The sequence below is a fragment of the Flavobacterium succinicans genome (genome assembly GCF_001662485.1).
In the GTDB taxonomy this organism is placed as follows: domain Bacteria; phylum Bacteroidota; class Bacteroidia; order Flavobacteriales; family Flavobacteriaceae; genus Flavobacterium; species Flavobacterium succinicans_A.
In genome coordinates this window covers 251,222-276,603 of the sequence record NZ_JMTM01000035.1, presented here as the reverse complement: position 1 = coordinate 276,603, position 25,382 = coordinate 251,222, and the positions used below count along the sequence as shown (strand labels likewise).

The window sequence follows — 25,382 nt, the reverse complement described above, 5'->3', positions numbered from 1 at the left end:
ATTCTTTAACCTTGATAAAGTTAAAGATGTGATTATACTTTTTTAAAGAACTTTATTTTTTGAATTGTTTTTGGAGTTCCCCCTTTGGGGGCTAGGGGGTCTTTTATACCAACTCAAAAATACCCGCACTTCCTTGTCCTGTACCTACGCACATAGAAACAATTCCGTATTTGTTGCCTCTTCGTTTCATTTCGTCGAATAATTGAACCGAAAGTTTAGCACCTGTACAACCTAGAGGGTGACCTAAAGCGATAGCTCCACCGTTTACGTTGATGATGTCAGGATTTAAGTTCAATTCTCTAGTTACTGCTAAAGCTTGAGAAGCAAAAGCCTCATTTAACTCAATCAAATCGATGTCATTTAGTGTCAATCCGGCTTGTTTTAAGGCTTTTGGAATCGCTTTTACCGGACCAATTCCCATAATTCTTGGTTCTACACCTGCAGAAGCAAAGTTTACCAAACGAGCAATCGGCTGAATGTTTAATTCTTTCACCATTTCTTCGCTCATTACCAAAACGAAAGCAGCTCCATCACTCATTTGAGAAGAGTTACCAGCAGTTACACTTCCATCGGCAGCAAAAACAGGACGTAGACCTGCCAAGGCTTCCAATGAAGTACCAGCTCTAGGCCCTTCATCTTTAGTGACTACATACGATTTGGTATCTTTTTTACCATTTTCATTGATAAAAGTTTGCTCAACTGTAATAGGTACAATTTGGTTGTCAAATTTTCCTTCTGCTTGGGCTTTTAAGGCTTTATTGTGTGATTGAAAAGCAAACTCATCTTGATCTGCGCGAGAAATGTTGAATTGTTTAGCCACCGCTTCAGAAGTCAATCCCATTCCCCAGTAGTAATCTTCGTGACCAGCTGCAGCCACTTTGTAATCTGGAGTTGGTTTGTAACCTCCCATTGGAATATAACTCATACTTTCTGCTCCACCTGCAATGATGCAATGCGCCATTCCAGACTGGATTTTGGCAGTTGCCATTCCGATAGTTTCTAAACCTGAAGCACAATATCTGTTTACGGTAACTCCAGGAACATCGTCTACTTTTAATCCCATTAAAGAGATTAAACGCCCGACATTTAGACCTTGCTCAGCTTCTGGCATGGCATTTCCAACCATTACGTCATCAATACGAGTTTTGTCAAAATCAGGCAACTCATTCATCATATATTGAATGGTTTCTGCTGCTAATTCATCAGGGCGTTTGAATCTAAAAACTCCCTTTGGTGCTTTTCCTACGGCTGTACGATAAGCTTTTACTATATATGCTGTTTTCATTGTTATAAAGTATTAAGATTGGAGAATTAAGTATTAAGATTTTCCAATCGTTATTTGTTATTAGTTTTTAGAGATTTTTGAAGGGCAAAATTCATATTACTCACTTCAACTAAATTATGGATGATTGGAGTAATTTTTACTTCTTCAACTAATTCTAAGCGTTTTGAAATCATTAATTGAGTGATTAATTCATAAGTAGAACCATTTGTAATACCAAGAAAATGCACAAACTCATTATTTGAGTTTCTTCCTGAGCCCTCAGCAATATTTGATGGAATAGAAACGGCACATTTTTTAATTTGAGGTGTTAAGTTAAATTTCTCATCAGAGGGTAATTCTGAAGTGACTTTGTAAACATCTACAGCTATATCCATTGCTTTTTGCCAAATCTTTAACTTTTCAAATTGATGCATGTTTCTAGGTCTTGATACTTAATACTTAATACTTAATTCTTTGTACTTCAATCTAGTTTCTCAACGGTTTTCCTTTAGTTAACATGAATTGAATTCTCTCCAATGTCTTTCTTTCTGTACAAAGTGATAAGAAAGCTTCTCTTTCAATATCCAATAAGTATTGTTCAGATACTAAGGTCGCTTCAGATAAGTCTCCACCAGCCATTACATAAGCCAGTTTGTTGGCAATCTTCTTGTCGTGTTCAGAGATGTATTTACCAGCTTGCATTTGGTCAGTTCCTACTAAGAACATTCCTAAGGCTTGTTTTCCTAATACTTTTACATCTTTTCTGCGGATTGGTTGAGTGTAACCAGCTTCGGAGATCAATAAAGCATGTTTTTTAGCCTCAGCAATCTGACGATCTTTGTTGACTACCACTATGTCTTTACCATGTTGTAAAATACCTAAGTCAAAAGCTTCATAAGCAGATGTAGATACTTTGGCCATAGCCACTGTTAAGAAATACTCTTGAAGTACGTTCAATTCTACGTCGTTTTTACGGAACAAATCAGACGCTCTCAACGCCATTTCTTTTGATCCACCACCACCTGGAATTACACCTACACCAAATTCTACTAATCCAATGTAAGATTCAGCTGCAGCTACAACTTTGTCAGCATGTAAACTCATTTCGCAACCACCACCTAATGTCATTCCATGAGGAGCTACTACTACTGGAATTCCGGAGTAACGTACACGCATCATAGTATCTTGGAACATTTTGATCGCCATGTTCAATTCGTCATATTCTTGCTCTACAGCCATCATGAAAATCATTCCAATATTGGCTCCAACAGAAAAGTTTGCTGCTTGATTTCCAATAACCAAACCTTGGTATTCTTTTTCGGCTAGATCGATTGCTTTGTTGATGCCTTGCAATACATCACCACCAATAGTATTCATTTTAGATTGGAATTCTAGGTTTAAGATACCATCTCCCAAATCTTGAATAATGGCGCCACTGTTGCTCCATACTTTTTTGGTTTCGCGAATGTTGTTCAAGATGATGAATGCATCCTGACCAGGCACTTTAGTTTGTGATTTGGTTGGAACATTGTAGAAATAAGTAGCGCCTTCTTTTACAGTATAAAAACTTGTGTTTCCAGCAGCTATCATTTCGGTAACCCATGCAGCAGGCGCTAAACCTTCAGCTTTCATGATTTCAATTCCTTTTTCAACACCTATGGCATCCCAAATTTCGAATGGCCCATTTTCCCATCCAAAACCAGCTTTCATAGCGTCGTCAATTTTGTATAATTCGTCTGAGATTTCAGGAATTCTATTCGAAACATAAGCAAACATTCCAGCAAAACTTTTTCTGTAGAATTCACCCGCTTTGTCTTTTCCTTTTACTAAAACTTTAAATCTATTGATGGGTTTGTCAATTGTTTTTGTCAATTCCAAAGTAGCAAAAGAAGCTCTTTTTGCAGCACGATATTCTAAAGTGTCTAAGTCTAAAGATAAAATTTCTTTGCCTTCTTTTTTGTAGAAACCTTGACCTGTTTTGCTTCCCAACCATTTGTTTTCCATCATTTTGTTGACGAAATCTGGTAGCTTGAACAATTCGTGTTGCTCATCGGTTGGACAGTTTTCGTAGATTCCGTTGGCAACGTGAACCAAGGTGTCCAATCCCACAACGTCTACCGTTCTGAAGGTAGCCGATTTTGGACGACCAATAACTGGTCCTGTCAATTTATCCACTTCTTCAATAGTTAATCCCAATTCTTTTACCAAGTGAAACAAACTTTGGATTCCGTAGATTCCAATTCTGTTTCCGATAAAAGCTGGAGTATCTTTGGCTACAACCGAAGTTTTTCCTAAGAATTTTTCGCCATATCCTGTTAAGAAATCCAATACTTCAGTAGAAGTTTGTGGGCCAGGAATGATTTCGAATAATTTTAAGTAACGCGCAGGGTTAAAAAAGTGAGTACCACAGAAGTGCTTTTGGAAATCTTCGCTACGACCTTCACTCATAAAGTGAATCGGAATACCAGAAGTGTTTGAGGTTACCAAAGTACCTGGTTTTCTGAATTTTTCAATTTGTTCGAAAACCAATTTCTTGATGTCTAAACGCTCTACAACCACCTCGATAATCCAATCAACTCCTGCAATTTTGGCCATATCATCAGTAGTGTTTCCAGTACTAATACGGTTAGCGAATTTTTGATTGTAAATAGGAGAGGGTTTTGATTTTAAAGCGGTAGCTAAACTATCATTTACCAATCGGTTTCTCACGATTTTACTCTCGAGAGTTAATCCTTTTTTGGCTTCTGCATCCGTCAATTCTCTTGGAACAATATCCAAAAGCAAGACTTCAACACCAATGTTGGCAAAATGGCAAGCAATTCCAGAACCCATAATTCCAGACCCGATTACTGCGACTTTTTTAATTGTGCGTTTCATACTTAGTTACTATTTATTTTTTTTATTTTATTTTTTGATTGTTGTGTCGCTTTTCAAGCCGTAAGTTACTGCTTGGTATTTTTACTCATCATCATTGTATTTTCATCGGCTTCATTTTCTGGTGAAGTGAAAATGCTTTTCTCAAGGATCAATTCGTTGATGATTTCGGCGACCTCCATAAAGTGCGCTAATTTTTCTTCCGAAACATGTTGTTTAACTGTTTCATTAAACTTTAGCACTGTATTTTTTGAAAGCTCTCTTTTTTCCTTTCCAAAAGGCGTTAGATATAGTAAAACCCCTCTGCCGTCGTCTGGATTTTTCTTTCTAAAGATTAACCCCTTTTCTTCCATAGTTTTCAAGGTTCTGGTTAAACTAGTAGCTTCCATTCCCATTCTTGGTCCTAACGCAGTCGATGGTGTTCCTTCTTCTTTATCAATACTCAATAAGGCAAATCCTGTTGCCATCGTTGCATCATATTTCGCGGCTTCTTCGTTATACATTCTGGAAACGGCTTGCCATGTTGCTCTTAAAACATAATCAATTGTTTTGTCTTTCATAGTTTACTATATCGATTTCAAATATATATAAAAAATACTATGCATGCATATTATTTTTTTATTTTTTTTGTAAAAATAAAAAAACTCCTTTCTATTTCAGGAGTTTATGTGGTTGTAAAACTATTTTTTTTCCCAATACATTATAATTTTGCTAACAAAAAGAAAAATGAATTGAGAAATGGTCAAAAGCGATTGGAGTTTATGAATTGTATCCAGAAATTTTCCTAAAATCACCCACAAAAAAAAGTCCTGAATTTTAAATTCAAGACTTTTAGTTTTTTTTAAAATCATCTATTTATGATTGACCATAAATTTTATCGTATAAATCACGGTACATTTCTAGTACAATTTTACGTTTTAGTTTTAGGGTAGGAGTAAGTTGCCCACCATCAATAGACCAAACGTCTGGTGTTAGCTCAAAACGTTTGATTTTTTCCCAATTTCCAAATTTAGCGTTCAAGTGATCTACTTCTTCCTGAATACGTGCAATTACTTTTGGATTAGAAATGATTTCTTGGTTGGTTTTGCCCACTTCAATACCGTGTAGTTTTTCCCATTCTTTGATGAATTCAAAACTTGGCTGAATAAAAGCGGCAGGCATTTTTTCGCCATCGCCAATCACCATAATTTGTTCAATAAAACGGGATTGTTTCATGGTGTTTTCAATCAATTGTGGAGCAATGTATTTTCCACCAGAGGTTTTGAACATTTCTTTTTTACGGTCGGTAATTTTCAAGAAACCTTCAGCATCGATGTTGCCAATGTCTCCAGTATGGAAATAGCCATTAGCCAAAGCTTCATTTGTTTTTTCTTCATCTTTGTAGTAGCCCATCATTACGTTTGGACCTTTGCAAAGAATCTCACCATCTTCAGCAATTTTTACTTCTACACCGTTGATTAGTTTTCCTACCGTTCCTACTTTGAAGCCTTTATTTCTCACATCATTTACAGAAATTACGGGCGAAGTTTCAGTTAGACCATAACCTTCCATCACAGGAATTTCTGCTGCGGCAAACACTCTTGATAAACGTGGTTGCAAAGCAGCACTTCCTGAAACCATTAAATCAAGTTTGCCACCCAGACCTTCTTTCCATTTGCTGAAAATTAGTTTTCGGGCTATTTTTAATTGAAATTCATACCAAAATCCGTTTGCTCCATAAGGCTCGTACCGTAATCCTAAATCGATAGCCCAGAAGAATAAGGCTTTTTTGATGCCAGTTAATTCGGCTCCTTTAGCATAAATTTTATCGTATACTTTTTCTAACAAACGCGGAACCGCTGTAATCACGTTTGGACGTACTTCTTTGATATTATCGCTAATTTTTTCAATTGATTCTCCAAAATAAACTGAAACACCATAATATTGGTACAAGTACAAAATCATACGTTCAAAAATATGGCAAATAGGCAAGAAGCTTAACGCTGTATTTTTTCCGGGTTCAAACGGAATTCTAGGCGCACTGTTCAATACATTAGAAACAATATTTTGGTGCGAAAGCATTACTCCTTTTGGTTTCCCAGTGGTTCCAGAGGTGTAAATTATGGTGGCTAAATCTTGGGTGCCCACATTATTTTTGCGATCGTTTACTACATCTTGATTACTGGCATCTGCGCCAAGGGTTAAAAGTGAATACCAGTTCTCGCAACCTTCAATTTCATTAAAAGAATATACCCCTTTCAAAGAAGGAACATTAGCTTGAATATTTTTTACTTTGTTGTATACTTCTACATCTGAAACAAAGCAATATAAAGAGCCAGAATGGTTCAGAATGTATTCGTAATCTTCCTCGCCAATTGTTGGGTAAATCGGCACCGTTTGAGCTCCGGTTTGGAGTACACCAATATCCATGATGTGCCATTCGGTTCTGTTATTCGAGGATATAATGGCAATTTTGTCGTTTTTTTGAATGCCCAATCTAATCAAAGCCCTAGAAATGGTATTCGATTTTGCAATATAATCTTCGGTTGAAGTTTTGATCCAAACTCCATTTTGCTTGGTTACCAAAGCATCGGGAATTGAGTTGAATTTTTCTAATTGATAGTAAGGAAAATCAAAAAGGCGTGTGATGTTTACCATTATAAATGAATTGAATTTGTCGCAAATTAAATAAAAAATGCTTATGTTTTTAGGTTTTTAAAAACTAAATATTGCTCTGAATACTAATTGGGTGTTATTCAGCGAAATCGATTTCATAAAATCATTAAAAAACTGAATGCGTTGTTTTTTTTGTATCGGTATACTTAAAACTGGTAAGTGAAATCCGAAAACAACCAATTGGTTGTATAGCCAATAAGTAAAATCGAAAAAATCACTAACTCTATGATTAATAAAGTAGCAAACAAAAAGATTCTGATGATAAATGATCCTTTTTTGTAATACTCTTTAAATGTTTGATAATAGCTTATGGTTGTTAAGGTAAAAATAGCAATAGTTGTAATAAACCCAGAAAAATCAGAAATAAAATCTAAATGCTTTACAAAATCAAAAAAAGACAATATGTTATTTGCAGTGACAATTAAAAGTATTCCTAAAAAAGTAAAAGCCGCAATGATAAAATGTTCACTTAAGTTTAATTTTCGTTTTCTAAAAAGTATAGCACCATTTAAGGCTAAAATAGGTACTACAGAAAAAATTATGATTTTAGCATTTTCGTGGATGAATTTATCAAGTTTAGTTTGAACAATATTTAAATGTTCTGGAAATTTTGATATATAATATTCGTAAAATTTATCATAATAACCATTTAAAAATAAATTCAAACCAATAAGAATTAGAATAAAATAAAATACATTGTAATATCTAATTCTCTTTCCTTCAATATAGTCTAAAGCTGCTTTTCCAGGTCGGGTCAATACTTCTTTTGCCGTATAAAGCATTCCTTTTTCTAAATGAAATAGTCCGTGCAAAACATCATGGCTTATAAAATGTTTAAACGTAATTCTATGGATAGCTGTTTTTTGACCACAATTACTACAATAATTATGGTTCATTTCGTGATCACAATTTAAGCATTTTGAAGAAGTATTCATTTTTCTAAAATTAAGAATTCAATTTTATGAAAAAAAATCTATAAAGTATAAAATTTTCTAATTATTTTTTAAAAATTAAGATTTGTTTCTCAAACACCCTTCTTAGCTGTAAGAATACTTTTTAACATCTCACGCGGCATGCATAGTTTTAGGTACCGATTTTATTATTTTTTTAGGGAGCAGCAACAAAGTGCATTCCTGTTTTCATTGAACCCGCTGTCCGTTTTATCTTTGCCGCCGAACCCCGTCGGCAAAGGATGCCACTGCCATCGGGGCTATGAGGAGTTATGGTTTCTTTTTTGTTGTCATTATCATTTCAACTTTTGACAAAAAAAAGCCCATTCAATAAGAATGAGCTTTATCAAATTAATTCATTATAAACATTACTTTTTTTCAATCCATTTTCTTGCGTTCACAAAAGCTTCTAGCCAAGGCGAAACTTCATCTTTTCGTCCATTGTCTGGGTAATGTGCCCAGTTCCAAGGGAAAATAGAACGCTCAATATGCGGCATCATCACCAAGTGACGACCAGTCGTATCACATAGCATAGCCGTGTTGTAATCCGAACCATTTGGGTTAGAAGGATAGCCTTCGTAACCATATTTTGCAACGATGTTATAATTCGCTTCTTGTTCAGGTAAATGGAATTTTCCTTCACCGTGTGACACCCAAACCCCAAGAGTAGCGCCTTCTAAGCTAGAAAGCATCACCGAGTTATTTTTTTGCACTTTTACCGAGGTAAAAATACTCTCGTGTTTGTTCGAAGTATTGTGGTGCATTTTTCCGTGTACTTTGTGTTCTGGATTGATTAATTCTAATTCCATCCATAACTGACAACCGTTGCAAATTCCCACTGATAAAGTGTCTTCGCGTTTGAAGAAGTTTTTCAAAGCGGTATTGGCTTTTTCGTTGTACAAGAAAGCTCCCGCCCAACCTTTGGCAGAGCCTAAAACATCCGAGTTAGAGAAACCACCCACGGCACCAATAAACTGAATGTCTTCCAGCGTCTCACGACCAGAAATTAAATCGGTCATGTGTACATCTTTCACATCAAAACCAGCCAAGTACATAGCGTTTGCCATTTCACGCTCGGAATTACTTCCTTTTTCACGGATAATAGCTGCTTTTGGCTTCTCGACTGCGCTCGAAGTGACACCGACTGCGCTCGAAGTGACAGCTGCTTTACCAGTAAAATGCGCTGGGAATTGATAGTCTAACGGTTGGTTTTTGTAATTGGCAAAACGCGCTTCAGCCATACCGTTGCGAGATTGTTTGGCGTCTAACAAATACGATGTTTTAAACCAAGTATCTCTTAAACTAGGAATATCCAAACTCCAATCGCCAAATTCCAATTTACCGGTTGTGTTAACTGTTCCTAAATTAAAGAATTCTATTTTTTGTTCTTCTAACAAAGTTTCAAATTCAATATTATTTGCAGGTTGTACGACAATCCCAATATTTTCTGAGAATAATACTTCTACATAATCTTTTTTATTACCCCATTTGTTGATTAATTCGTCAAAATTTAGTTTCATTCCTGTTTCAGCATAGTTGCTAGTTCCCCCTTCGGGGGTTAGGGGGCTGAAACATAGTTCTAACAAAGTAGTAATCAAACCACCGCTACCTACGTCGTGACCTGCTTTGATTTGGCGGTTTTTGATAGCGTCTTGTAGGGTATTGAAAGCTGTTTTAAAATAGGCTGCATCGGTAATGCTTGGCACATCAGTTCCTACTTTGTTCAAAATTTGTGCAAAAGATGAACCTCCCAATTTGAAGCTATCTTGAGATAAGTTCAAGTAGTAAATGTTGCCTCCGTTGCGTTGTAAAACAGGTTCTACAACTTTGGTGATATTGGTACAATTTCCTGCTGCCGAAATAATCACTGTTCCTGGTGCTATTACTTCGTCGTTAGGATATTTTTGTTTCATAGAAAGCGAATCTTTCCCTGTTGGGATGTTGATCCCTAATTCGATAGCAAAATCAGAACACGCTTGAACTGCTTCGTACAAACGAGCATCTTCACCTTCGTTCTTACAAGCCCACATCCAGTTGGCCGATAAAGAAACTGATTGTAAACCGTCTTTTAGCGGAGCCCAAACAATATTAGAAAGTGCTTCTGCAATAGCTGTTCTTGTTCCCGCTACAGGGTCAATTAACGAGGCTACTGGCGAGTGGCCAACAGTGGTTGCAATTCCTTCTTTTCCTTTGAAATCCAAGGCCATTACTCCAACATTGTTTAAAGGTAATTGCAACGGACCAGCACATTGTTGTTTGGCCACGCGACCTCCCACACAACGGTCTACTTTATTCGTTAACCAGTCTTTACATGCAACGGATTCTAATTGCAGTACTTGATTAAGATAGTTCGGGATATTTTCAGTAGCATAATTTAGTTCCGTATAATTTACAGCTACTTTTTTGTCTGTCATTATCGTTTTTGGAGAACTTCCAAAGAAATCTTCCAAAGCATAATCCATAGGTTTTACTCCTGTAGTTTTGGATTCAAAAGTGAAACGATGGTTGTTCGTCACGTCACCTACTTGGTACATTGGAGAACGTTCTCTATCGGCAATACGTTGTAAGGTATCGATATCTTTTTCACCAATCACTAATCCCATACGCTCTTGCGATTCGTTACCAATAATTTCTTTAGCAGAAAGCGTTGGGTCACCAACAGGAAGTTTATCCAAGTCAATCAATCCACCAGTTTCTTCCACCAATTCCGAAAGACAGTTGAGGTGTCCACCCGCTCCGTGGTCGTGAATTGATACGATAGGGTTGTGGTCGCTTTCCACTAGTCCACGAATGGCATTCGCGGCACGTTTTTGCATTTCTGGATTAGAACGTTGCACGGCGTTCAACTCAATTCCAGATCCAAAAGCACCCGTATCAGCTGAAGAAACCGCAGCACCACCCATTCCAATTCTATAGTTTTCTCCACCTAAAATAACGATTTTATCGCCAGCGGTAGGTTTCTTTTTAATCGCTTGGTCTAATTTTCCGTAACCAATTCCACCTGCTTGCATGATAACTTTGTCATAGCCAATTTTACGGTTGTTTTCTTCGTGTTCGAAGGTCAAAACAGAACCTGTAATTAACGGTTGTCCAAATTTGTTTCCAAAATCAGACGCTCCATTCGAAGCTTTAATCAAAATATCCATTGGTGTTTGGTACAACCAAGGTCTTTCTGCCATTCCTTTTTCCCATGAATGTTCATCGTTTAATCGAGAATACGCAGTCATATAAACCGCTGTTCCGGCCAATGGTAATGAACCTTGTCCTCCTGCCAAACGGTCGCGAATTTCTCCACCAGAACCTGTTGCCGCTCCGTTGAACGGCTCGACAGTTGTAGGGAAGTTGTGGGTTTCGGCTTTTAAGGAAAGTACGGCGTCAAATTCTTTTTCTTCGTAAAAATCAGGTTTGTCGGCACTTTTTGGTGCAAATTGTGTCACTTTTGGTCCTTTTACAAAAGCCACATTATCTTTATAGGCAGAAACAATATCGTTTGGATTCGTTTCTGACGTTTTTTTAATTAATTTGAAAAGAGAAGTCGGTTTTTCTTCGCCATCAATTACAAAAGTTCCGTTGAAAATTTTGTGGCGACAGTGCTCTGAATTCGCTTGCGAGAACGCAAAAATCTCAGAGTCGGTTAATTTTCTACCTAATTTAGTGGCCAAATTAGAAAGATACTCCACTTCTTCTGGACTTAATGCCAAACCTTCCGATTGATTATAAGCTTCAATATCATCGATTTCCAAAATAGGTTCCGGTTGGATATTGATAGTAAAAATATCTTGGTTGAGTTCGCTAAATTTTTGCGAAAGCATAGGGTCAAAATCCGAAAAATCTTCGGTAACACGTTGAAATTCCTCGATTCTGATGATACCAGAAATCCCCATATTTTGAGTAATTTCTACCGCATTGGTACTCCAAGGCGTAATCATAGTGGCACGTGGTCCAACAAAAAAATCCGACAAAACGGATTTTTCTATTTTAGTGGCATCAGCAAATAGCCAATTGAGTTTTGAGATGTCTTGAGCCGACATTTCGTCTTCGCTCAATGCGTTCTGCGTTTGTACGGCAAAAACAGTGTTACTTTGGTTTTCAAAGAAATGAATCATTGTTGTAGGGTTTGTTGTATTGCGCTGCAAATTTAGTTTAAAAAATACTAAGTACAAATGCCAAAAGCAAGTCTTTTTAATTGGTTTTCGGAAATGCTTTATTTTGATAAGCGCCCAAATCAGGAGGTAAGGTTCTACTTGTTCCTAAAATGTCCAATGGAATTAAAAAATCAGTATTCCCTTTGGCAAAAGCCGCCGAAGTATTGTCAATGTTGAGTAGGTTCTGATTTGCTTTGAAAAACTTAGGGTCTTTGTTTAAAATTATCCCGCTGTAATGTGTAGCATCCGTTTCAAATTGGTACAAAGGATCAGTGGTAAATGAGTTATTGCTATTGTTGAATTTCAACAAACAATGATTGAATTGATAATTGAAAACCGAAGTAGTTTTTTTATTCAACAGCATTTCATTAGCATAAGAACCATAAATGATACAGTTATTAAAAGTGGCTTGCGTCAAATCTTTAGACTCAGGAACGGCGCCTGTGATAAAGTTGCTGACCAAAACTGCAACTTGTTTGGAGCTATTCCAATTATTGTTAAAGGTCGAATGCGTAAAATGATACGCTCCACCATATAAACAAGCCAAACTCGCTATACCCGAATTGTTTATGACTAGATTTTCACCTACGATTTTGCCTGTTTGAGCCAGAATGCCGTAGTTGCTAGAATTATATATCTGAGTATTTTTTAGTTGTACTGTAGTTCCATCGTTATTTTGAATCAAAAGTCCGATGGTTGCATTTTTTATAGTCAAATGGTTGATGCGGTTATTGGTGCTTCCGTTGGTTAGCCATAACGCGCCCCATTGCCCTGCAACATCAGAAAATCCGGGCTCTAAGCGATTGCCTTCAAAAATGACTTCATTTTCTAAAGCATTGGTGGTTGAGGTAGTTCCGTTGATTTGAATACTTCCTTGATTGGCAACAATCAATCCAGAATTGGCGTGAAAATGCACTCGAGCACCCGCATCAAAAACAGCTGTTTTTCCCGAAGGAACTGCGGCATAACCATAAATAACATAAGGTTTTGTTTTGGTAAAATGCAACTCATTACCGTTGATTACATCATTTTCGTCCAAATAAAAACCTTCTATTTTTTCATTGCCAATTGGTAGCGTCTCAGTCGTGCCATCCGCGAATCGCTGTGGATAAAGAAAAATAGCATCTTGAATTAGCGTAACCAATTCAACCGTTTGCAAATTGGCACCACTATCAAATTGAATTTTATCGGTGTACAAAAAATCAGTAGGGTTGGCATCAGCTATACTTGCTGTGGTTTCGATGAAAATATACAAGCTGTCTTTGGCCAACAAAGTAATGTCTTTGAAAATTTTACCTGCAGTTCCTTGCTGTCCGTCTACAGTCATTCGGTATTTAGAATTGAGTCCTTTTTCGAATTGAATGATTGGAATATTGATGTCGTTTTTACTTTTATTATAGACTTTTAGTTGGTACGTACTCGAACCAATGTTGGTAAAAACCGTGTCCAAATACACCGTATCCTTAGAAAATTTCAAGTCGCCAGTACTAGCCACCGTATCAAAATCAGCTCGGCAAGAAGCCAGAAGCAGTATAATTCCAAGAATAAAAACGGTAGCAATGGAGCGCATTTCTTATTTTTTTTTGTAAAAATAACGATTAATTAGAATATGCCATCGCAAATCCTACAAATTTGATGGTGATGGCTGTTGCCTTTAAATTTAGTGAATTATACTAAAAAACAGTGATTGGTTTGTACTGACCAATTAGTTCGCTTATTTTTACGGGAAATATATTGACAATGGAAATAGACAAAGAAAAAATGCTCCAATTTTGCAATGCCTTTTCGAAGAATACGTTGATGGAGACCTTAAATATAGAATACATTGATGCTGGCGAAGGTTTTTTGGTGGCCAAAATGCCAGTCAATTCAGCAGTACATCAGCCTATGGGATTGTTGCACGGCGGTGCTTCTGTGGCTTTGGCAGAGAGTGTTGGGAGTGCGGCTTCTCACTTTTTTATCAATCCTAAGGAACAAGAAGTTCGCGGGATTGAAATCTCGGCCAATCATCTAAAAAGCATACGCGAAGGAGTAGTTTTCGGCACAGCCAAAATTATTCATAAAGGCAAAACCGTACATTTATGGGAAATAAAAATCACCGACGAAGCCGGAAATTTGATTTCCTTATGCAAATTGACCAATATGGTTTTGCAAAAAAAGCCTTAATTATTTACGAACCATAAAATAGCGGTTATGATTGATTTTTTTATAAAAGTACAGCAGCAAATTGCCTTAAACTTACCTTTCGTTATCTATCACAAACCTAATAAGAGTAAGTTAATAGGCTTTTTTCAAAAAAATGACCACTTGTTTTTCGTAGATGATTTTAAAGAAAGTGGATTTGTTTTTTCACCTTTCAATGGGAATCAGATGATTTTGATTCCACTCAAGGAGTCTGTTAAATGGGAAACGATTGTGCCAACCGTTGAATTTGAAGAAACAAAAGTTACTTCTTCAGATGAAAATCAGGAGGCGAAAAATCATTTTTTAGCACTAATTGAAAAAGGAGTCGAAACGATTAAAAAAGGAGTTTTTGATAAAGTAGTTTTGTCTCGACAAGAAGAAGTCAATGTCTCCAATTTTGATGTTGTGACAACTTTCGAAAAATTAATTGCTTTGTATCCTACTGCTTTTACGTATTGTTGGTTTCATCCCAAAATAGGGCTTTGGATGGGGGCTACACCTGAACGATTGTTGAAAGCAAACAAATCTAAGTTTTACACCACTGCTTTGGCTGGAACGCAAATCTTTGACCCCAAAAAAAGAACAGCAGTTTGGGGAAATAAAGAACAAAAAGAGCAACAATATGTTACAGATTCTATTTTAGATAGTCTTAAAAACCATACTGCTGAGATTGTACTTTCGAGTCCTTACACAGTTCAAGCAGGAAAGTTGCTACATATCAACACAGATATCGAAGGCGTGCTGAAACGAAGTTCGAGTTTAAAAGAAGTGGTCTCGGTTTTGCATCCAACGCCCGCCGTTTGCGGATTACCCAAGCAGCAAGCTAAAGATTTTATTTTGGCTAATGAAGGCTATGACCGTAGTTATTATACTGGTTTTTTGGGTGAGCTAAATGTAAAAGGAGATTATTTGAATAAACCAAAATCTCATTTATTTGTAAATTTGCGTTGTATGCAAATTAAGCAAAGTGAAGACAAATCCGACACAGCAAAAGCTTATTTATATATGGGTTGCGGCATTACTTTAGAAAGTATTCCAGAGAAAGAATGGGAGGAAAGTGTCAACAAATCGATGACGATGAAAAGAGTCTTAGACAAAATGGAACAGTAGCTTGGTGAGGAGCAGCAACAAAAGGCTTCTTGGCCAGCAATAGTCCCGCTGTCCGTTATATCTTTGCCTTTTTAAAGAAAAAAGGCAAAGGATGCCACTGCCATCGGGGCTAGAGAGCAACAAAGTGATTTTTTGGGTTCCGTTTTGTGAGTCGTTATTTGGGTAAAAGAGAAAATTTTAATCATACAAAGTCAACAACAGTCATAGCTGTTTAAATTTTTAAATATATGAAACTAGATATATTAGCTTTTGGTGCCCATCCAGACGACGTAGAGTTGGGTTGCGCAGGCACTATTTTAAAAGAAGTCGCTTTAGGAAAAAAAGTAGGCATCGTAGATTTGACAAGAGGGGAGTTGGGCACACGTGGTTCAGCCGAAATTAGAGACAAAGAAGCCGCAGCAGCAGCGGCAATTTTAGGCGTTTCAGTGCGAAAGAATCTAGCGTTTCGAGATGGCTTTTTTGTAAATGACGAAGCACACCAACTCGAAGTCATAAAAATGATTCGCAAATACCAACCCGAAATCGTGTTGTGTAACGCCGTTGATGACCGCCATATCGACCATCCCAAAGGGAGCCAACTGGTTTCGGATGCTTGTTTTTTATCGGGATTAATGCGAATTTCCACAAGTTTAGATGACGAAGAGCAAAAAGCGTGGCGTCCCAAAGTAGTATACCATTATATGCAATGGAAAAACCTTGTGCCAGATTTCGTAGTCGATATTACAGGTTACGTGGAGCAAAAAACAGCGGCTATTTTGGCCTATAGTTCTCAGTTTTACGACCCTAATTCCAAAGAACCCGAATCGCCCATTTCGAGTAAAAACTTTTTGGAAAGCTTGAATTATCGTTCCCGAGATTTAGGACGTTTAACCGGACTCGAACACGCCGAAGGATTTACTACCGAAAGGTATTTGGCTGTCAATAGCTTAAGTGATTTGATGTAAATTTCTAGTATTTTTTTTGAAAAAATCTTTGCAGAAGCAAACAATTGTTCTATATTTGCAACCGCTAAGCAAAATGGTGGTTGTAGCTCAGCTGGTTAGAGTAGCGGTTTGTGGTGCCGCGGGTCGCCGGTTCGAACCCGGTCAGCCACCCAAAATAAAAAGCCTTGAAGGAATTCAAGGCTTTTTTTGTTGCAATAAAACTGCTTTCTTACTTCATAATCTCTTTCCTCTCACAATCTTTTTAATTTTGTAACATTCAATTGTTATTTTATTCTTTTTTTGTTTCTATTTCAAATATTTTGTTTCCATACACTCCTAGATAATGTTTTACTATTTTTTCATAAACTTTATAGCCATCATCTACGTTGGTAAAAATAAGTAACCCTTGCTTTGTCTTTGGAAGAATAAAGACTATCGTTTGACAGCCTTTGTCAGAACCACCGTGGGATAAAGCATATTCTCCATTTCCAAGATCATATATTTCAAAACCAAGTCCAAAATGTTTTCCATTTTTGGTTTCGACTTGATTTTTAACCATCTCGTTAAATAGGTCATCACTTAAACCATCGCTATTCATAACACTTGTCAAGAATTTTCCATAATCTTCAACGGTTGTCAATAAATTGTCAGCACCGTTGGCTACTTCATTTTTTTCTATTTCGTAAGCCATTCCTTTAGTGTCATAACCTATTGCAAATCGTGAAATATCTGTTTTGTTGTTCCAAAAATAGTTGGTGTCTGTCATTTGTAATGGTTTAAAAATCAATTCACTTGCTAATTCGTTTAGTGATTTATGGAATTTTCTTTCTAACGCTTTTCTCAAATATTCAAAACCTTCTCCCGAATATTGATACTTTGTTCCTGGTTCAAATTCAAAATGAAGTTTTCCGTCTTTGTTATTGCCACGCCAATTGGTAAATCCAGTTTGATGGCTCAAAATATGTCTTGTTGTAAGTATTTTGCAATTTTTATCTTTTGAAACATCAGGGTCAATCCAATATTTAGAAATAGGTTCATCCAAATCCCATTTGCCTAAATTCACTAATTTTAAAGCTACCATAGCCGTTATGGGTTTGGTTAGTGAAGCGACGTTAAATATAGTGTTGTATGGAGCCGTTATGCCTTTTTTTATGGTTCCAAATACTTTTACTTGTTGCAATTTTCCATCTTTAATAACACCAATTCCTAAAGTAGGCACTTTGTTTTCTTGTAACCACTTTTCTATTTTAGTATCGTTGTCAAAAATGGAAGATTGATAGTTAGAATTATTATTGTTGTCTTGGTGGTCATAACTTAAACTTTTGGCTAATTTCCAAACACCATTTTCTAAAAGCCAAACGTGTGTAAATTTTGCTGAACCAGCTAAGGTTTCTTTATGACCTAAAATCGTTTCATAGAATTTATGATTTCCTGTTTGAATGGCTCCATATAGTACTTGGTTCTTATAAAGAGGAAAAATTTCGGTGCTTTCTGTATTTAATTCGCGTCTTGATTGGTACGTTGTAGGGGATTTACACAAGCCATTTTTAAACTTGTATAGAAACTCTTTTTTATAGGAAATACTGTCTTTGTCGTGAAAGAATTCAAACGTATCACTCAACAGGTTTTCAAACTGAGTGATGTTGCAATGATTAAAACCTACCTCAAACAACAGACTGTCTTTTGAAAGAATAGTTTGGTATAATGCTGAGTTTTTCTCGACTTGCGCTTGGCTTTTTGTTCCAAAAAACAGAACAATGATAAAGCTAATGATAATTTTTTTTGTCATAATTATTTTTGTTTTGCGATTTTAATTCCAGAAACAAAGCTATGTGCTTTGCGTTTTAAAATCGTAAAAACAATCCTGACAATAACCTGACAACTACCCGTCAGTTTTTATAGTATGCTGAAATTCAGCTTAAAAAAAAGTTTTTTTTCTTTGTCTAAGGCTACAGCGTTCCTAAGGACAATTATCACATTTGAGATTGCAATTAGCGCCATAAGCAAGATTGTGAATTGGTTGCCTAGTTTCAAAAAAATGCCCAGCATAAAAATGATAGGTGCTACTATAGTCCAAAGTATTTGTACGGAAATAAGTTGCTTTGCTAGGCTGTTTTTTTGTTTCATTGTGAACATTAGCAACAACGGAAGGATAATATTAAAAGGTGGAATAATGATAAACGGAATGGAAGAAAGATTGATTAATTTTAGCTTGGTAAAATTGATTAAATCGGTTTCTTGGTTTTTCTCGATTTCTTCGACATCTGCTAAATTTTCTTTTGCTGGTTTTTCAGTAAGCAATTCATTAGCTTCAATTGCTAATACTTGAGCTAAAACTTTAAGAGTATATCCTTTGGGTTCTTTTCCCGTTTCGATGCGCTGAATCGTTCTTACCGAAACACCTGATTTTTGAGCTAATTCTTCTTGGGTGAGGTTTTGAGTTTCTCTGATGGCTTTTAATTTGGACATATTTTTAATTGATAGTTCTGGTTTTAGAAAATGAACACTTAAGCTATGGTATAGGCTACAACAATAGGGATGTTTGCTGCTTGAGCGACGAATTAGGTAGTCGTTACGGAGCGTGGTTTCAAAATCCCAAAGACTTTAAGATTAATAAAAATCATAATAATTAGTATAGTACCAAAAATAAAAAAATCACTTACTGGTAAATTTTTAAAGTTTGGATGTTCAATTTTCATAGACAAAGCTGTACCATACACAAATGATAATAAACAAGTTATTACCAAAAAAACTATTTTGCTTAGCAATTTTGTAAATTCTATTACTTGTTCTGTAGTCATTTTGTTCTTTTGAAATTACTGCTAAGCATATCTTGTTGTACCACGCAGTTTATGACTATATTAAGGCTTATTTTCGGATTCGCCATAGTGATCACTTCAAATTAGTAAATCTATCTATTGAGTTAAGACAATTTAAATTATCTTTTAAGTGAAAAATGGCCTTTAAAATTTCTTCCATTACCTAGTTCGACAGTAAACCAATAATCTGTAGCAAATAATTTTTCCCCATTTAAAGTTCCGTCCCAACCAGAATCTTTAAATGTTAATCTTTTCAGAAGTTTTCCATATCGATCGTAGATGTTTGTAATTGATTCAGGAAATTTTTCTATCCCTAGGATGTGCCAATAATCATTATATCCGTCATTATTAGGAGTGAAAAATTTAGGATAATCTATCAGTACTATTTCTCTTTTATCAAAACCACAACCTTTTTTATCTCTAACTTGAACCTCATAGACTCCTCCTGAAATGTTATTAAAAGTGTTGTTGTTTTGGAAATTAAATCCATCAATAGAATACTCAAAATCACCATCACCAGAGGTTTTAATTTCAATATAATTGTTTTGTGAAATATCTTGAATTTTAACTTCGACAATTTTAGGCAAAGTTGAGCGAACTAGAGTGAATGAAAATGAATTTTCACAAGATATTCCATTATTTATTTTAGAAACTTTAAGTCGATATTGTCCGGCAGCTACTAAATTTGCTTGAAAAGAATTTGAAATAATTGAATTATCCTCATTTGTCCATTCCCAAGAATCGAAAGTAAAGTCCGTTGCTATTTTTAATGAAGGTTCTAAATCACATAAAAAATATTCTTTTTCTAAATCAATTTTGGGCAACCTATTTACAACTAGTTTACAACTAGTTTCACAAAAGCATAATGGATTAGATTCATTCTCAACTCGCACATTAATAGTTTGAGACCAAGCAACCGTATTTTGATATTTTATAGGTAAAGGACTTGGTAATTTATTTCCATTTTCGTCTGTATAGGATATACGGTAACCTGTTTTGTTTGCTATCAATTGACTTTCAATGGCTGAAGTATCAAAGTACGAAAACCCGTTTCCCTCATCGCAAGCGTACAATGTTTTTGGTTGATTAATGAGTGGTTTAGTTGATGTTACTAAGTTTAAAAATGTTTCGGTATAACATTTTGTTTGGGGGTTAATAACTCTTACTGTGATCTTTTCCTTGTTCGCTACAGTGTTAGTAAATGGATTTGGTAAAGGACTTGGAAGTTGATTTCCATAAATGTCGTAGTAACTCACCTCCATTCCTGTTTGATTTCCTAAAACGTTGGACGCTATATTTGAAGTGTCAAAATATTCCGAAATACCATCATTATTATCATCACAACCTATAATTTCTTGTAATGAATTTGCTTTTGGTAAAACACTTACTATTAATTTAAAACTTGATTCATTATAACAATTTGTATTTGTATTTATGGCCTTTACTTTTATTTCTTCTTCATTGATGATTAAATTTGGAATTGCAGTTAATGGAGCTACAATTTTTTGTCCGTTTTCATGATAAAATTCTACTTTTATATCTGTAGCACTTCCAATAATTAAATTTTCTATAGGCTTTAAATTAAATTGTCCAAAACCATCAGTGTCGTTATCACATACAATTAGATTAGAAAAAGCTGATAATTTTGGTAATGGGTTCACAATTAAATCAAAAGTAGTTTCAGAGTAACAGCATAGATTATCCTTATGACTTACTCTTACCGTTATTGTCTCTTTATCTTTTATGCTATTGGTAAAAGGATTTGGTAATGATGTGTATTTATTTCCCTTTCCATCTATGAATGTAACGACTTTATCCGTTTGCCCACTTAAAACTTGTTGTGTGATCATAGAAACATCAAAAGATTTTGAAATGCCTGTAGCGGCTTCATTTTCACAGGCATATATATTGTTGATTCCGTATGCTTTTGGTGGTTCTTTTACATCAATTATTTCGGTTAAAATTTCTACTGTACCATCTTTTCCAGTAACGATGGCAGTAACTGTATATTTTCCATCTATTGAAAAATCGTGAAAAGGAGATAAATCTGTAGAAGTATTTTGTATTCCTGAAGCTGGATCTCCAAAATTCCAGACAATTGAAGCTATTTTTGACTCATCATCAATGCTAAACTCTTTTAGAAATTCAGAGCAGATATTCGTGAAATTCATTTCGAAATGATTCGAAATGTTTTTTACATTTCCAGTTACATTGATGTAGAAATTGGCATTTGTAATTCCATCATCGGCTGTAGAGAAATATTGATTGTATCCAATATTAGGTGAGCGATTACAACCTTTAAACCATGAAGTGCCATTGTCTTGTGTAGATCCAGCTATGAAAACACCTAATGATCCACCTCCAACTTCTACTTCAACTAATATTTTTTCAATACCTGCAGGTATCTTTACAGGTGTAGTAAAGTCCATTTGCATTATCTGAGATTCCCTGCCGATAACTCGAGGAAGGTCAGTAACTTGACTACTTCCAATTAGATTAGTTTCAGAAAAAGATGTTGGAAAATTAGCGTCGATTTTGTAAATATTAAATTTGGCATTAGCTCCCCATGCAGTTCCATTTACGGCAACCTGCGCAGAAGTAATTGTGAATTCTTCTTTGGGTGATATGCCAAAATCTTTTAAGTCAAAATCTCTAGCCCAATAAAAATTTTGCTGAGAACAAGCATACATATCTGTTTTTACCAAATCGTCGCATACATTGTGTGATAATCGGGTAACAGATCCCTGACTTTTTGAATTAAAAACATCGCCTTTTACAGTTATATAAAAATTCGCATTGGGTACAGGGATATTTAAATCCGTCGTTGGCACTAAACGTTGGTTATCATTACAACCTTTATACCATGACACTCCTTTGTCCTCTGTTGTGCCAGCTACAAAAACTTTAGCAATTGTATTATAATCTCTTGTTTTATCGACTACTACCAAAATTTTTTGAATACCAGCAGGCACAATGATTGGTTGCTCAAAATCAAAATGCATTATTTCTGGATTTCCATTTATGGCTTTGGTAGCTTTACCGCCCGTTGACCCTAATATCGGCTTATCCCAGTTGGAATTATATATGGCAGGAAATCTTTCATCAACAATGTATACTGAAAAATATAATTGTGAACCAATATCTGATTGAGCAATTCCTATCTGGCCTGATTTGATAACAAATTGTTCATTGGGAGCAATGCCAAAATCAGATAACTTAAATACTTTACCCCAAGTTTCTTCTTCAAGACAAGAATACATATCCGTCTTAATTAGTGTTGTCCCAACATTATTGGTAAGGGTTATTTGGGCTTTTGAAAATTGAAAAGTAAAGGCGAGCAATAGGAGCGCTATGATTTTAAATGTTTTTTTTTGAGTAATTGTCATTCTTGCTGATGTTGTTATACAAGTGATTGTCAATTTTAGTCTATCCACACCGAACGTAGTAGACTTGCTTTATGATTGTTCAAAAATATAATTTTTTCTTACAAATCATCAAAAATGTTTCCTTTTAGCCCCGACAGCAGCGGTATCCTTTGCTTTTTTGCTGTAAAAAAAGCAAAGATACAGCGGATCATAAATTCTTACAGCCGAAGACTCAATTAAGAGCTGTTTACTTTTGGTTTTTTTTACTCAGGTCTATGTTAAAGTTTGCGTTTATAATAAGTCCGTTATTGTATTGAAATACGTTTCTGCTATTTACTTCTCTGCCTAACTGCACAATTTGATTTAGGTAGCCTGCTTCCATGCGTACTGTAGAATTAAATCGATAGCCCAAAAGAATACCTAACCTATTTTGGTCAAAAATATTTTCATTTACATTTTTGCCAAAGCCCACAAATATTTCATCATATACTGCAACGTAAGGGGTTTTGTCTTTAATTTCTGTGCCTTTTAGTGGAATTTGGCAACGAAACATATATCTTAAACGATTTAAAAATGGAAATTCATCTTCTGTTGTCAAAGTGGCGTTTGAGTATCGCCCTATCCAACGCTGTTCAAGCATAAAGCGGTGAGATACATCAACGATAGAAATTTTATCTGTTATGGTCACCATTTCAAAGGCACGATGTTCCGTAAAATCTTTACCCATTCCGTTTATTGGAATTTCACCATAAGGAAAAGTTTCTATCCAAGCGTATCCTGCCCTTAATTGAATTTTTGGATTTAACTGATAATTTACACCTAAACGCAAAAGGCTTTGTTGCCATTCAGTTACTGTGTTTTCTCTACGCCATTGGTATTCTGTATGGATGCTCCATTTTTTGTTCACTTTGAATGTACCAAAAAAGTTATACCAACCAATACTGTTATGGTTGGATATTCTTGTGTTTTGAGAATACGCTGTATTTATGACAAACAGTATAAATACAGCGTAAAAAAAATGTCTTTTCATCAATTACTTGGCTTTTGGTTGTGGCAGATTTAAAAGTGTCTCTTGTAAAAATTCAACTTTCCCAGTGTGAACGTCATACACTGCGCCAACAATTAATATTTCTCCATCTACATATTTTTTGTGTAAAATAGGCTCTAAATCGCGTAATGAGTTCACTTGGTCAATTACATTTTGACGAACTGCATTATTTACAGGGTCACCATACAAATGAGAACTTTTCGCTGCTGCGGGTTTTATTTCATTGATTAAAGTAACGATATGACCGGGTACGTTTTCTTGTCTTTGAACAGCAGCTGCCACGGCACCACATTCTGTATGACCTAAAACTACAATCAGCTTTGTTTTTAGTTTTAATGTTGCAAATTCCATACTTCCGTATGACGCTGCAGCTGATACTTGGCCTGCTGTTCTTATGATAAACAAATCACCTAAGCCTTGATCAAAAACCATTTCGTTAGGTACTCTACTATCAGAACAGCCGACGATAGTTGCAAAAGGTGCTTGACCAAATTCTAATTTCTTAATCGTTTGAGCATCTTGTCGAGGTCTAATGCTTTTTCCTTCAATAAATCGCTTGTTTCCTCCCATTAGCTTTTTAAGTCCTAATCTAGGATCTGCATAAGCAGAATCTCGATTGACAACATAGTGTTCTTTCCTCCATTTTAGGGAGTCAGTTATTGTCTCTGTTTCAATTTTTTTTGTTTTTTTTGTTTTTTTTGCTTGAGCAAAAATTAGTGTTTGAAAAGCAAAAAGGGTAAATACTACTAATGATATCTTTTTCATTTTTTAAAATATTTGTTTTGCCTACTTTGTAAAACGGTGTTCAGCTTGTCCGTTAAAGCTTTTGTTTTTAGGGTGTTTATAATATTGTTACCTAGTTTAAGTATTTAAATATTTATATCTCTCAAATCATCAAAAATATTTCCTTTTAGCCCCGACAGCAGCGGCATCCTTTGCTTTTTTTCTTTAGAAAAGCAAAGATACAGCGGATGGCGGGACCTATGCTGGCAAAGAAGCCTATTTTCTCTGCTCCTTAGAAGGCAACTATTGTAAAGGTTTGTCTACTATGGGGCGTTCGGGTCTGTTGGCCAATTCCCAAGCCATAGCAAAGGCCAATTGGGTTCTTTTGGCTAGGGCATCAAACTCGATTTTGCTGACTTCATCGGTTTTTTTATGGTAGTCTTCGTGTACGCCATTGAACAAAAACACCGATGGGATGCCATTTTTAGCGAAGTTGTAATGGTCGGAACGCTCATAAAAATGATTGGGGTCCTTCTTGTCGTTGTATTTGAAATCCAAATCCAATTTGGTGTATTTTTCGTTGGCGGCCACAGTGATGTCGTGCAGTTGACTCGACAATCGATCGGCACCAATGACATAAACGTAATTGTTGGTTTTGGGATGGTCAAAATCGCGACGTCCAATCATATCAATATTGATGTCGGCAATGGTGTTTTTTAAAGGAAATAATGGGTTTTTGGCATAAAAACGAGAACCGTGCAAGCCGTGTTCTTCACCTGTTACATGCAAAATTAAGATGGAACGTTTTGGCCCGTGACCTTGTTTTTTTGCCAGTTGAAAGGCTTGTGCGATTTCTAAAAGTGCCACGGTTCCTGAGCCATCGTCGTCGGCGCCGTTGTATACGTCACCATTTTCAACGCCTACATGGTCGTAATGGGCAGAAATAACCAAAATTTCGTCTGGTTTTTCAGTTCCTTTAATGAAAGCCCAAATGTTTTCGGAGTCATTGAGTTTTGATCCGTAACGGGTGTTCATGAACTCGGCGGGTACTTTTTGGTAATAGTCGGTGGCGCCATCGGGAAAGGAAATGCCGTTTTTTTTGTATTGTTCGATGAGATAGCGACCGGCTTTTTTTTGACCTTCGGTTCCTGTGTCGCGTCCTTCCATTTCGTCGGAAGCTACGATAGTCAGGTGTTTTTTGAGGTCGGCTTGGGTAATGGTAGCCAGGTATTTTTGTATGGGAGCTGCTTTGGTTTTGTTTTGTGCGGTACATGAAATTCCTATAAGTACCGATAATAGTAGGACTTTTTTAATCATTGTGT

18 protein-coding genes and 1 tRNA gene are annotated in these 25,382 nt (G+C 35.9%); 4 read left to right on the top strand and 15 right to left on the bottom strand.

Going from position 1 to position 25,382, the window contains the following annotated elements; all coding sequences use genetic code 11:
* Window positions 1-103: 103 nt before the first annotated feature.
* The 8 genes from FLB_RS06735 to FLB_RS06700 form a co-directional block, all read right to left on the bottom strand.
* Window positions 104-1,285, bottom strand: coding sequence for an acetyl-CoA C-acyltransferase (locus tag FLB_RS06735; RefSeq protein ID WP_064715182.1), 1,182 nt, complete (start codon window positions 1,283-1,285; stop codon window positions 104-106).
* Window positions 1,286-1,335: 50 nt separating this feature from the next.
* Complete coding sequence (locus FLB_RS06730) at window positions 1,336-1,698, bottom strand: four helix bundle protein (protein WP_064715181.1); 363 nt, start codon at window positions 1,696-1,698, stop codon at window positions 1,336-1,338.
* A 52-nt stretch (window positions 1,699-1,750) separates the two neighbouring features.
* Entirely contained in the window at window positions 1,751-4,141 is a 2,391-nt protein-coding gene (locus FLB_RS06725; protein WP_064715180.1) for a 3-hydroxyacyl-CoA dehydrogenase/enoyl-CoA hydratase family protein, read from the bottom strand.
* Between the two features lie 65 nt (window positions 4,142-4,206).
* A complete protein-coding gene (locus FLB_RS06720) occupies window positions 4,207-4,698 on the bottom strand; it encodes a MarR family winged helix-turn-helix transcriptional regulator (protein WP_064715179.1) in 492 nt (163 codons plus the stop codon).
* A 295-nt stretch (window positions 4,699-4,993) separates the two neighbouring features.
* The gene (locus tag FLB_RS06715) at window positions 4,994-6,775 is read right to left on the bottom strand and encodes an AMP-dependent synthetase/ligase (RefSeq protein WP_064715178.1); all 1,782 of its coding nucleotides are present in this window, start codon (window positions 6,773-6,775) and stop codon (window positions 4,994-4,996) included.
* Window positions 6,776-6,939: 164 nt separating this feature from the next.
* Window positions 6,940-7,728, bottom strand: a complete 789-nt coding sequence (locus FLB_RS06710) for a DUF3667 domain-containing protein (RefSeq protein ID WP_064715177.1) — start codon at window positions 7,726-7,728, stop codon at window positions 6,940-6,942.
* A 383-nt stretch (window positions 7,729-8,111) separates the two neighbouring features.
* Complete coding sequence (purL, locus tag FLB_RS06705; RefSeq protein WP_064715176.1) at window positions 8,112-11,849, bottom strand: phosphoribosylformylglycinamidine synthase; 3,738 nt, start codon at window positions 11,847-11,849, stop codon at window positions 8,112-8,114.
* A 76-nt stretch (window positions 11,850-11,925) separates the two neighbouring features.
* Complete coding sequence (locus FLB_RS06700) at window positions 11,926-13,458, bottom strand: hypothetical protein (protein ID WP_064715175.1); 1,533 nt, start codon at window positions 13,456-13,458, stop codon at window positions 11,926-11,928.
* Between the two features lie 170 nt (window positions 13,459-13,628).
* Between FLB_RS06700 and FLB_RS06695 the strand changes: the two genes are divergently transcribed.
* From FLB_RS06695 to FLB_RS06680, 4 genes are all read left to right on the top strand, one after another.
* On the top strand, window positions 13,629-14,054 hold the full coding sequence (locus FLB_RS06695; protein ID WP_064715174.1) for a PaaI family thioesterase: 426 nt from the start codon (window positions 13,629-13,631) through the stop codon (window positions 14,052-14,054).
* 27 nt (window positions 14,055-14,081) lie between these two features.
* Window positions 14,082-15,182, top strand: coding sequence for an isochorismate synthase (locus FLB_RS06690; protein WP_064715173.1), 1,101 nt, complete (start codon window positions 14,082-14,084; stop codon window positions 15,180-15,182).
* A 227-nt stretch (window positions 15,183-15,409) separates the two neighbouring features.
* Window positions 15,410-16,126, top strand: coding sequence for a bacillithiol biosynthesis deacetylase BshB1 (gene bshB1 / locus FLB_RS06685; RefSeq protein ID WP_064715172.1), 717 nt, complete (start codon window positions 15,410-15,412; stop codon window positions 16,124-16,126).
* A 76-nt stretch (window positions 16,127-16,202) separates the two neighbouring features.
* Window positions 16,203-16,276, top strand: a tRNA-His gene (locus tag FLB_RS06680).
* Between the two features lie 118 nt (window positions 16,277-16,394).
* Here the strand turns inward: FLB_RS06680 and FLB_RS06675 are convergent.
* From FLB_RS06675 to FLB_RS06645, 7 genes are all read right to left on the bottom strand, one after another.
* Entirely contained in the window at window positions 16,395-17,894 is a 1,500-nt protein-coding gene (locus FLB_RS06675; RefSeq protein ID WP_064715171.1) for a serine hydrolase, read from the bottom strand.
* A 107-nt stretch (window positions 17,895-18,001) separates the two neighbouring features.
* Window positions 18,002-18,574 carry a helix-turn-helix domain-containing protein gene (locus FLB_RS06670; RefSeq protein WP_064715170.1) on the bottom strand — a complete coding sequence of 191 codons (573 nt, stop codon included), beginning with the start codon at window positions 18,572-18,574 and terminating at the stop codon, window positions 18,002-18,004.
* Window positions 18,575-18,666: 92 nt separating this feature from the next.
* Window positions 18,667-18,906: a hypothetical protein gene (locus tag FLB_RS06665; protein ID WP_064715169.1), complete on the bottom strand. Its 240-nt coding sequence runs from the start codon at window positions 18,904-18,906 to the stop codon at window positions 18,667-18,669.
* Between the two features lie 137 nt (window positions 18,907-19,043).
* The gene (locus FLB_RS06660) at window positions 19,044-22,310 is read right to left on the bottom strand and encodes a T9SS type B sorting domain-containing protein (RefSeq protein ID WP_157490564.1); all 3,267 of its coding nucleotides are present in this window, start codon (window positions 22,308-22,310) and stop codon (window positions 19,044-19,046) included.
* Between the two features lie 226 nt (window positions 22,311-22,536).
* Window positions 22,537-23,319, bottom strand: coding sequence for a DUF2490 domain-containing protein (locus FLB_RS06655; RefSeq protein WP_064715168.1), 783 nt, complete (start codon window positions 23,317-23,319; stop codon window positions 22,537-22,539).
* Between the two features lie 3 nt (window positions 23,320-23,322).
* A complete protein-coding gene (locus tag FLB_RS06650; RefSeq protein WP_197488942.1) occupies window positions 23,323-24,102 on the bottom strand; it encodes a carbonic anhydrase in 780 nt (259 codons plus the stop codon).
* Window positions 24,103-24,363: 261 nt separating this feature from the next.
* Window positions 24,364-25,374 carry a M28 family metallopeptidase gene (locus FLB_RS06645; protein ID WP_064715292.1) on the bottom strand — a complete coding sequence of 337 codons (1,011 nt, stop codon included), beginning with the start codon at window positions 25,372-25,374 and terminating at the stop codon, window positions 24,364-24,366.
* Between the last annotated feature and the right edge of the window lie 8 nt (window positions 25,375-25,382).

Coding starts and splice junctions, on each gene's coding strand:
- FLB_RS06735 (WP_064715182.1), bottom strand. CDS start 1,285: ATGAAAACAGCATATATAGTAAAAGCTTATCGTACAGCCGTAGGAAAA.
- FLB_RS06730 (WP_064715181.1), bottom strand. CDS start 1,698: ATGCATCAATTTGAAAAGTTAAAGATTTGGCAAAAAGCAATGGATATA.
- FLB_RS06725 (WP_064715180.1), bottom strand. CDS start 4,141: ATGAAACGCACAATTAAAAAAGTCGCAGTAATCGGGTCTGGAATTATG.
- FLB_RS06720 (WP_064715179.1), bottom strand. CDS start 4,698: ATGAAAGACAAAACAATTGATTATGTTTTAAGAGCAACATGGCAAGCC.
- FLB_RS06715 (WP_064715178.1), bottom strand. CDS start 6,775: ATGGTAAACATCACACGCCTTTTTGATTTTCCTTACTATCAATTAGAA.
- FLB_RS06710 (WP_064715177.1), bottom strand. CDS start 7,728: ATGAATACTTCTTCAAAATGCTTAAATTGTGATCACGAAATGAACCAT.
- purL (WP_064715176.1), bottom strand. CDS start 11,849: ATGATTCATTTCTTTGAAAACCAAAGTAACACTGTTTTTGCCGTACAA.
- FLB_RS06700 (WP_064715175.1), bottom strand. CDS start 13,458: ATGCGCTCCATTGCTACCGTTTTTATTCTTGGAATTATACTGCTTCTG.
- FLB_RS06695 (WP_064715174.1), top strand. CDS start 13,629: ATGGAAATAGACAAAGAAAAAATGCTCCAATTTTGCAATGCCTTTTCG.
- FLB_RS06690 (WP_064715173.1), top strand. CDS start 14,082: ATGATTGATTTTTTTATAAAAGTACAGCAGCAAATTGCCTTAAACTTA.
- bshB1 (WP_064715172.1), top strand. CDS start 15,410: ATGAAACTAGATATATTAGCTTTTGGTGCCCATCCAGACGACGTAGAG.
- FLB_RS06675 (WP_064715171.1), bottom strand. CDS start 17,894: ATGACAAAAAAAATTATCATTAGCTTTATCATTGTTCTGTTTTTTGGA.
- FLB_RS06670 (WP_064715170.1), bottom strand. CDS start 18,574: ATGTCCAAATTAAAAGCCATCAGAGAAACTCAAAACCTCACCCAAGAA.
- FLB_RS06665 (WP_064715169.1), bottom strand. CDS start 18,906: ATGACTACAGAACAAGTAATAGAATTTACAAAATTGCTAAGCAAAATA.
- FLB_RS06660 (WP_157490564.1), bottom strand. CDS start 22,310: ATGACAATTACTCAAAAAAAAACATTTAAAATCATAGCGCTCCTATTG.
- FLB_RS06655 (WP_064715168.1), bottom strand. CDS start 23,319: ATGAAAAGACATTTTTTTTACGCTGTATTTATACTGTTTGTCATAAAT.
- FLB_RS06650 (WP_197488942.1), bottom strand. CDS start 24,102: ATGAAAAAGATATCATTAGTAGTATTTACCCTTTTTGCTTTTCAAACA.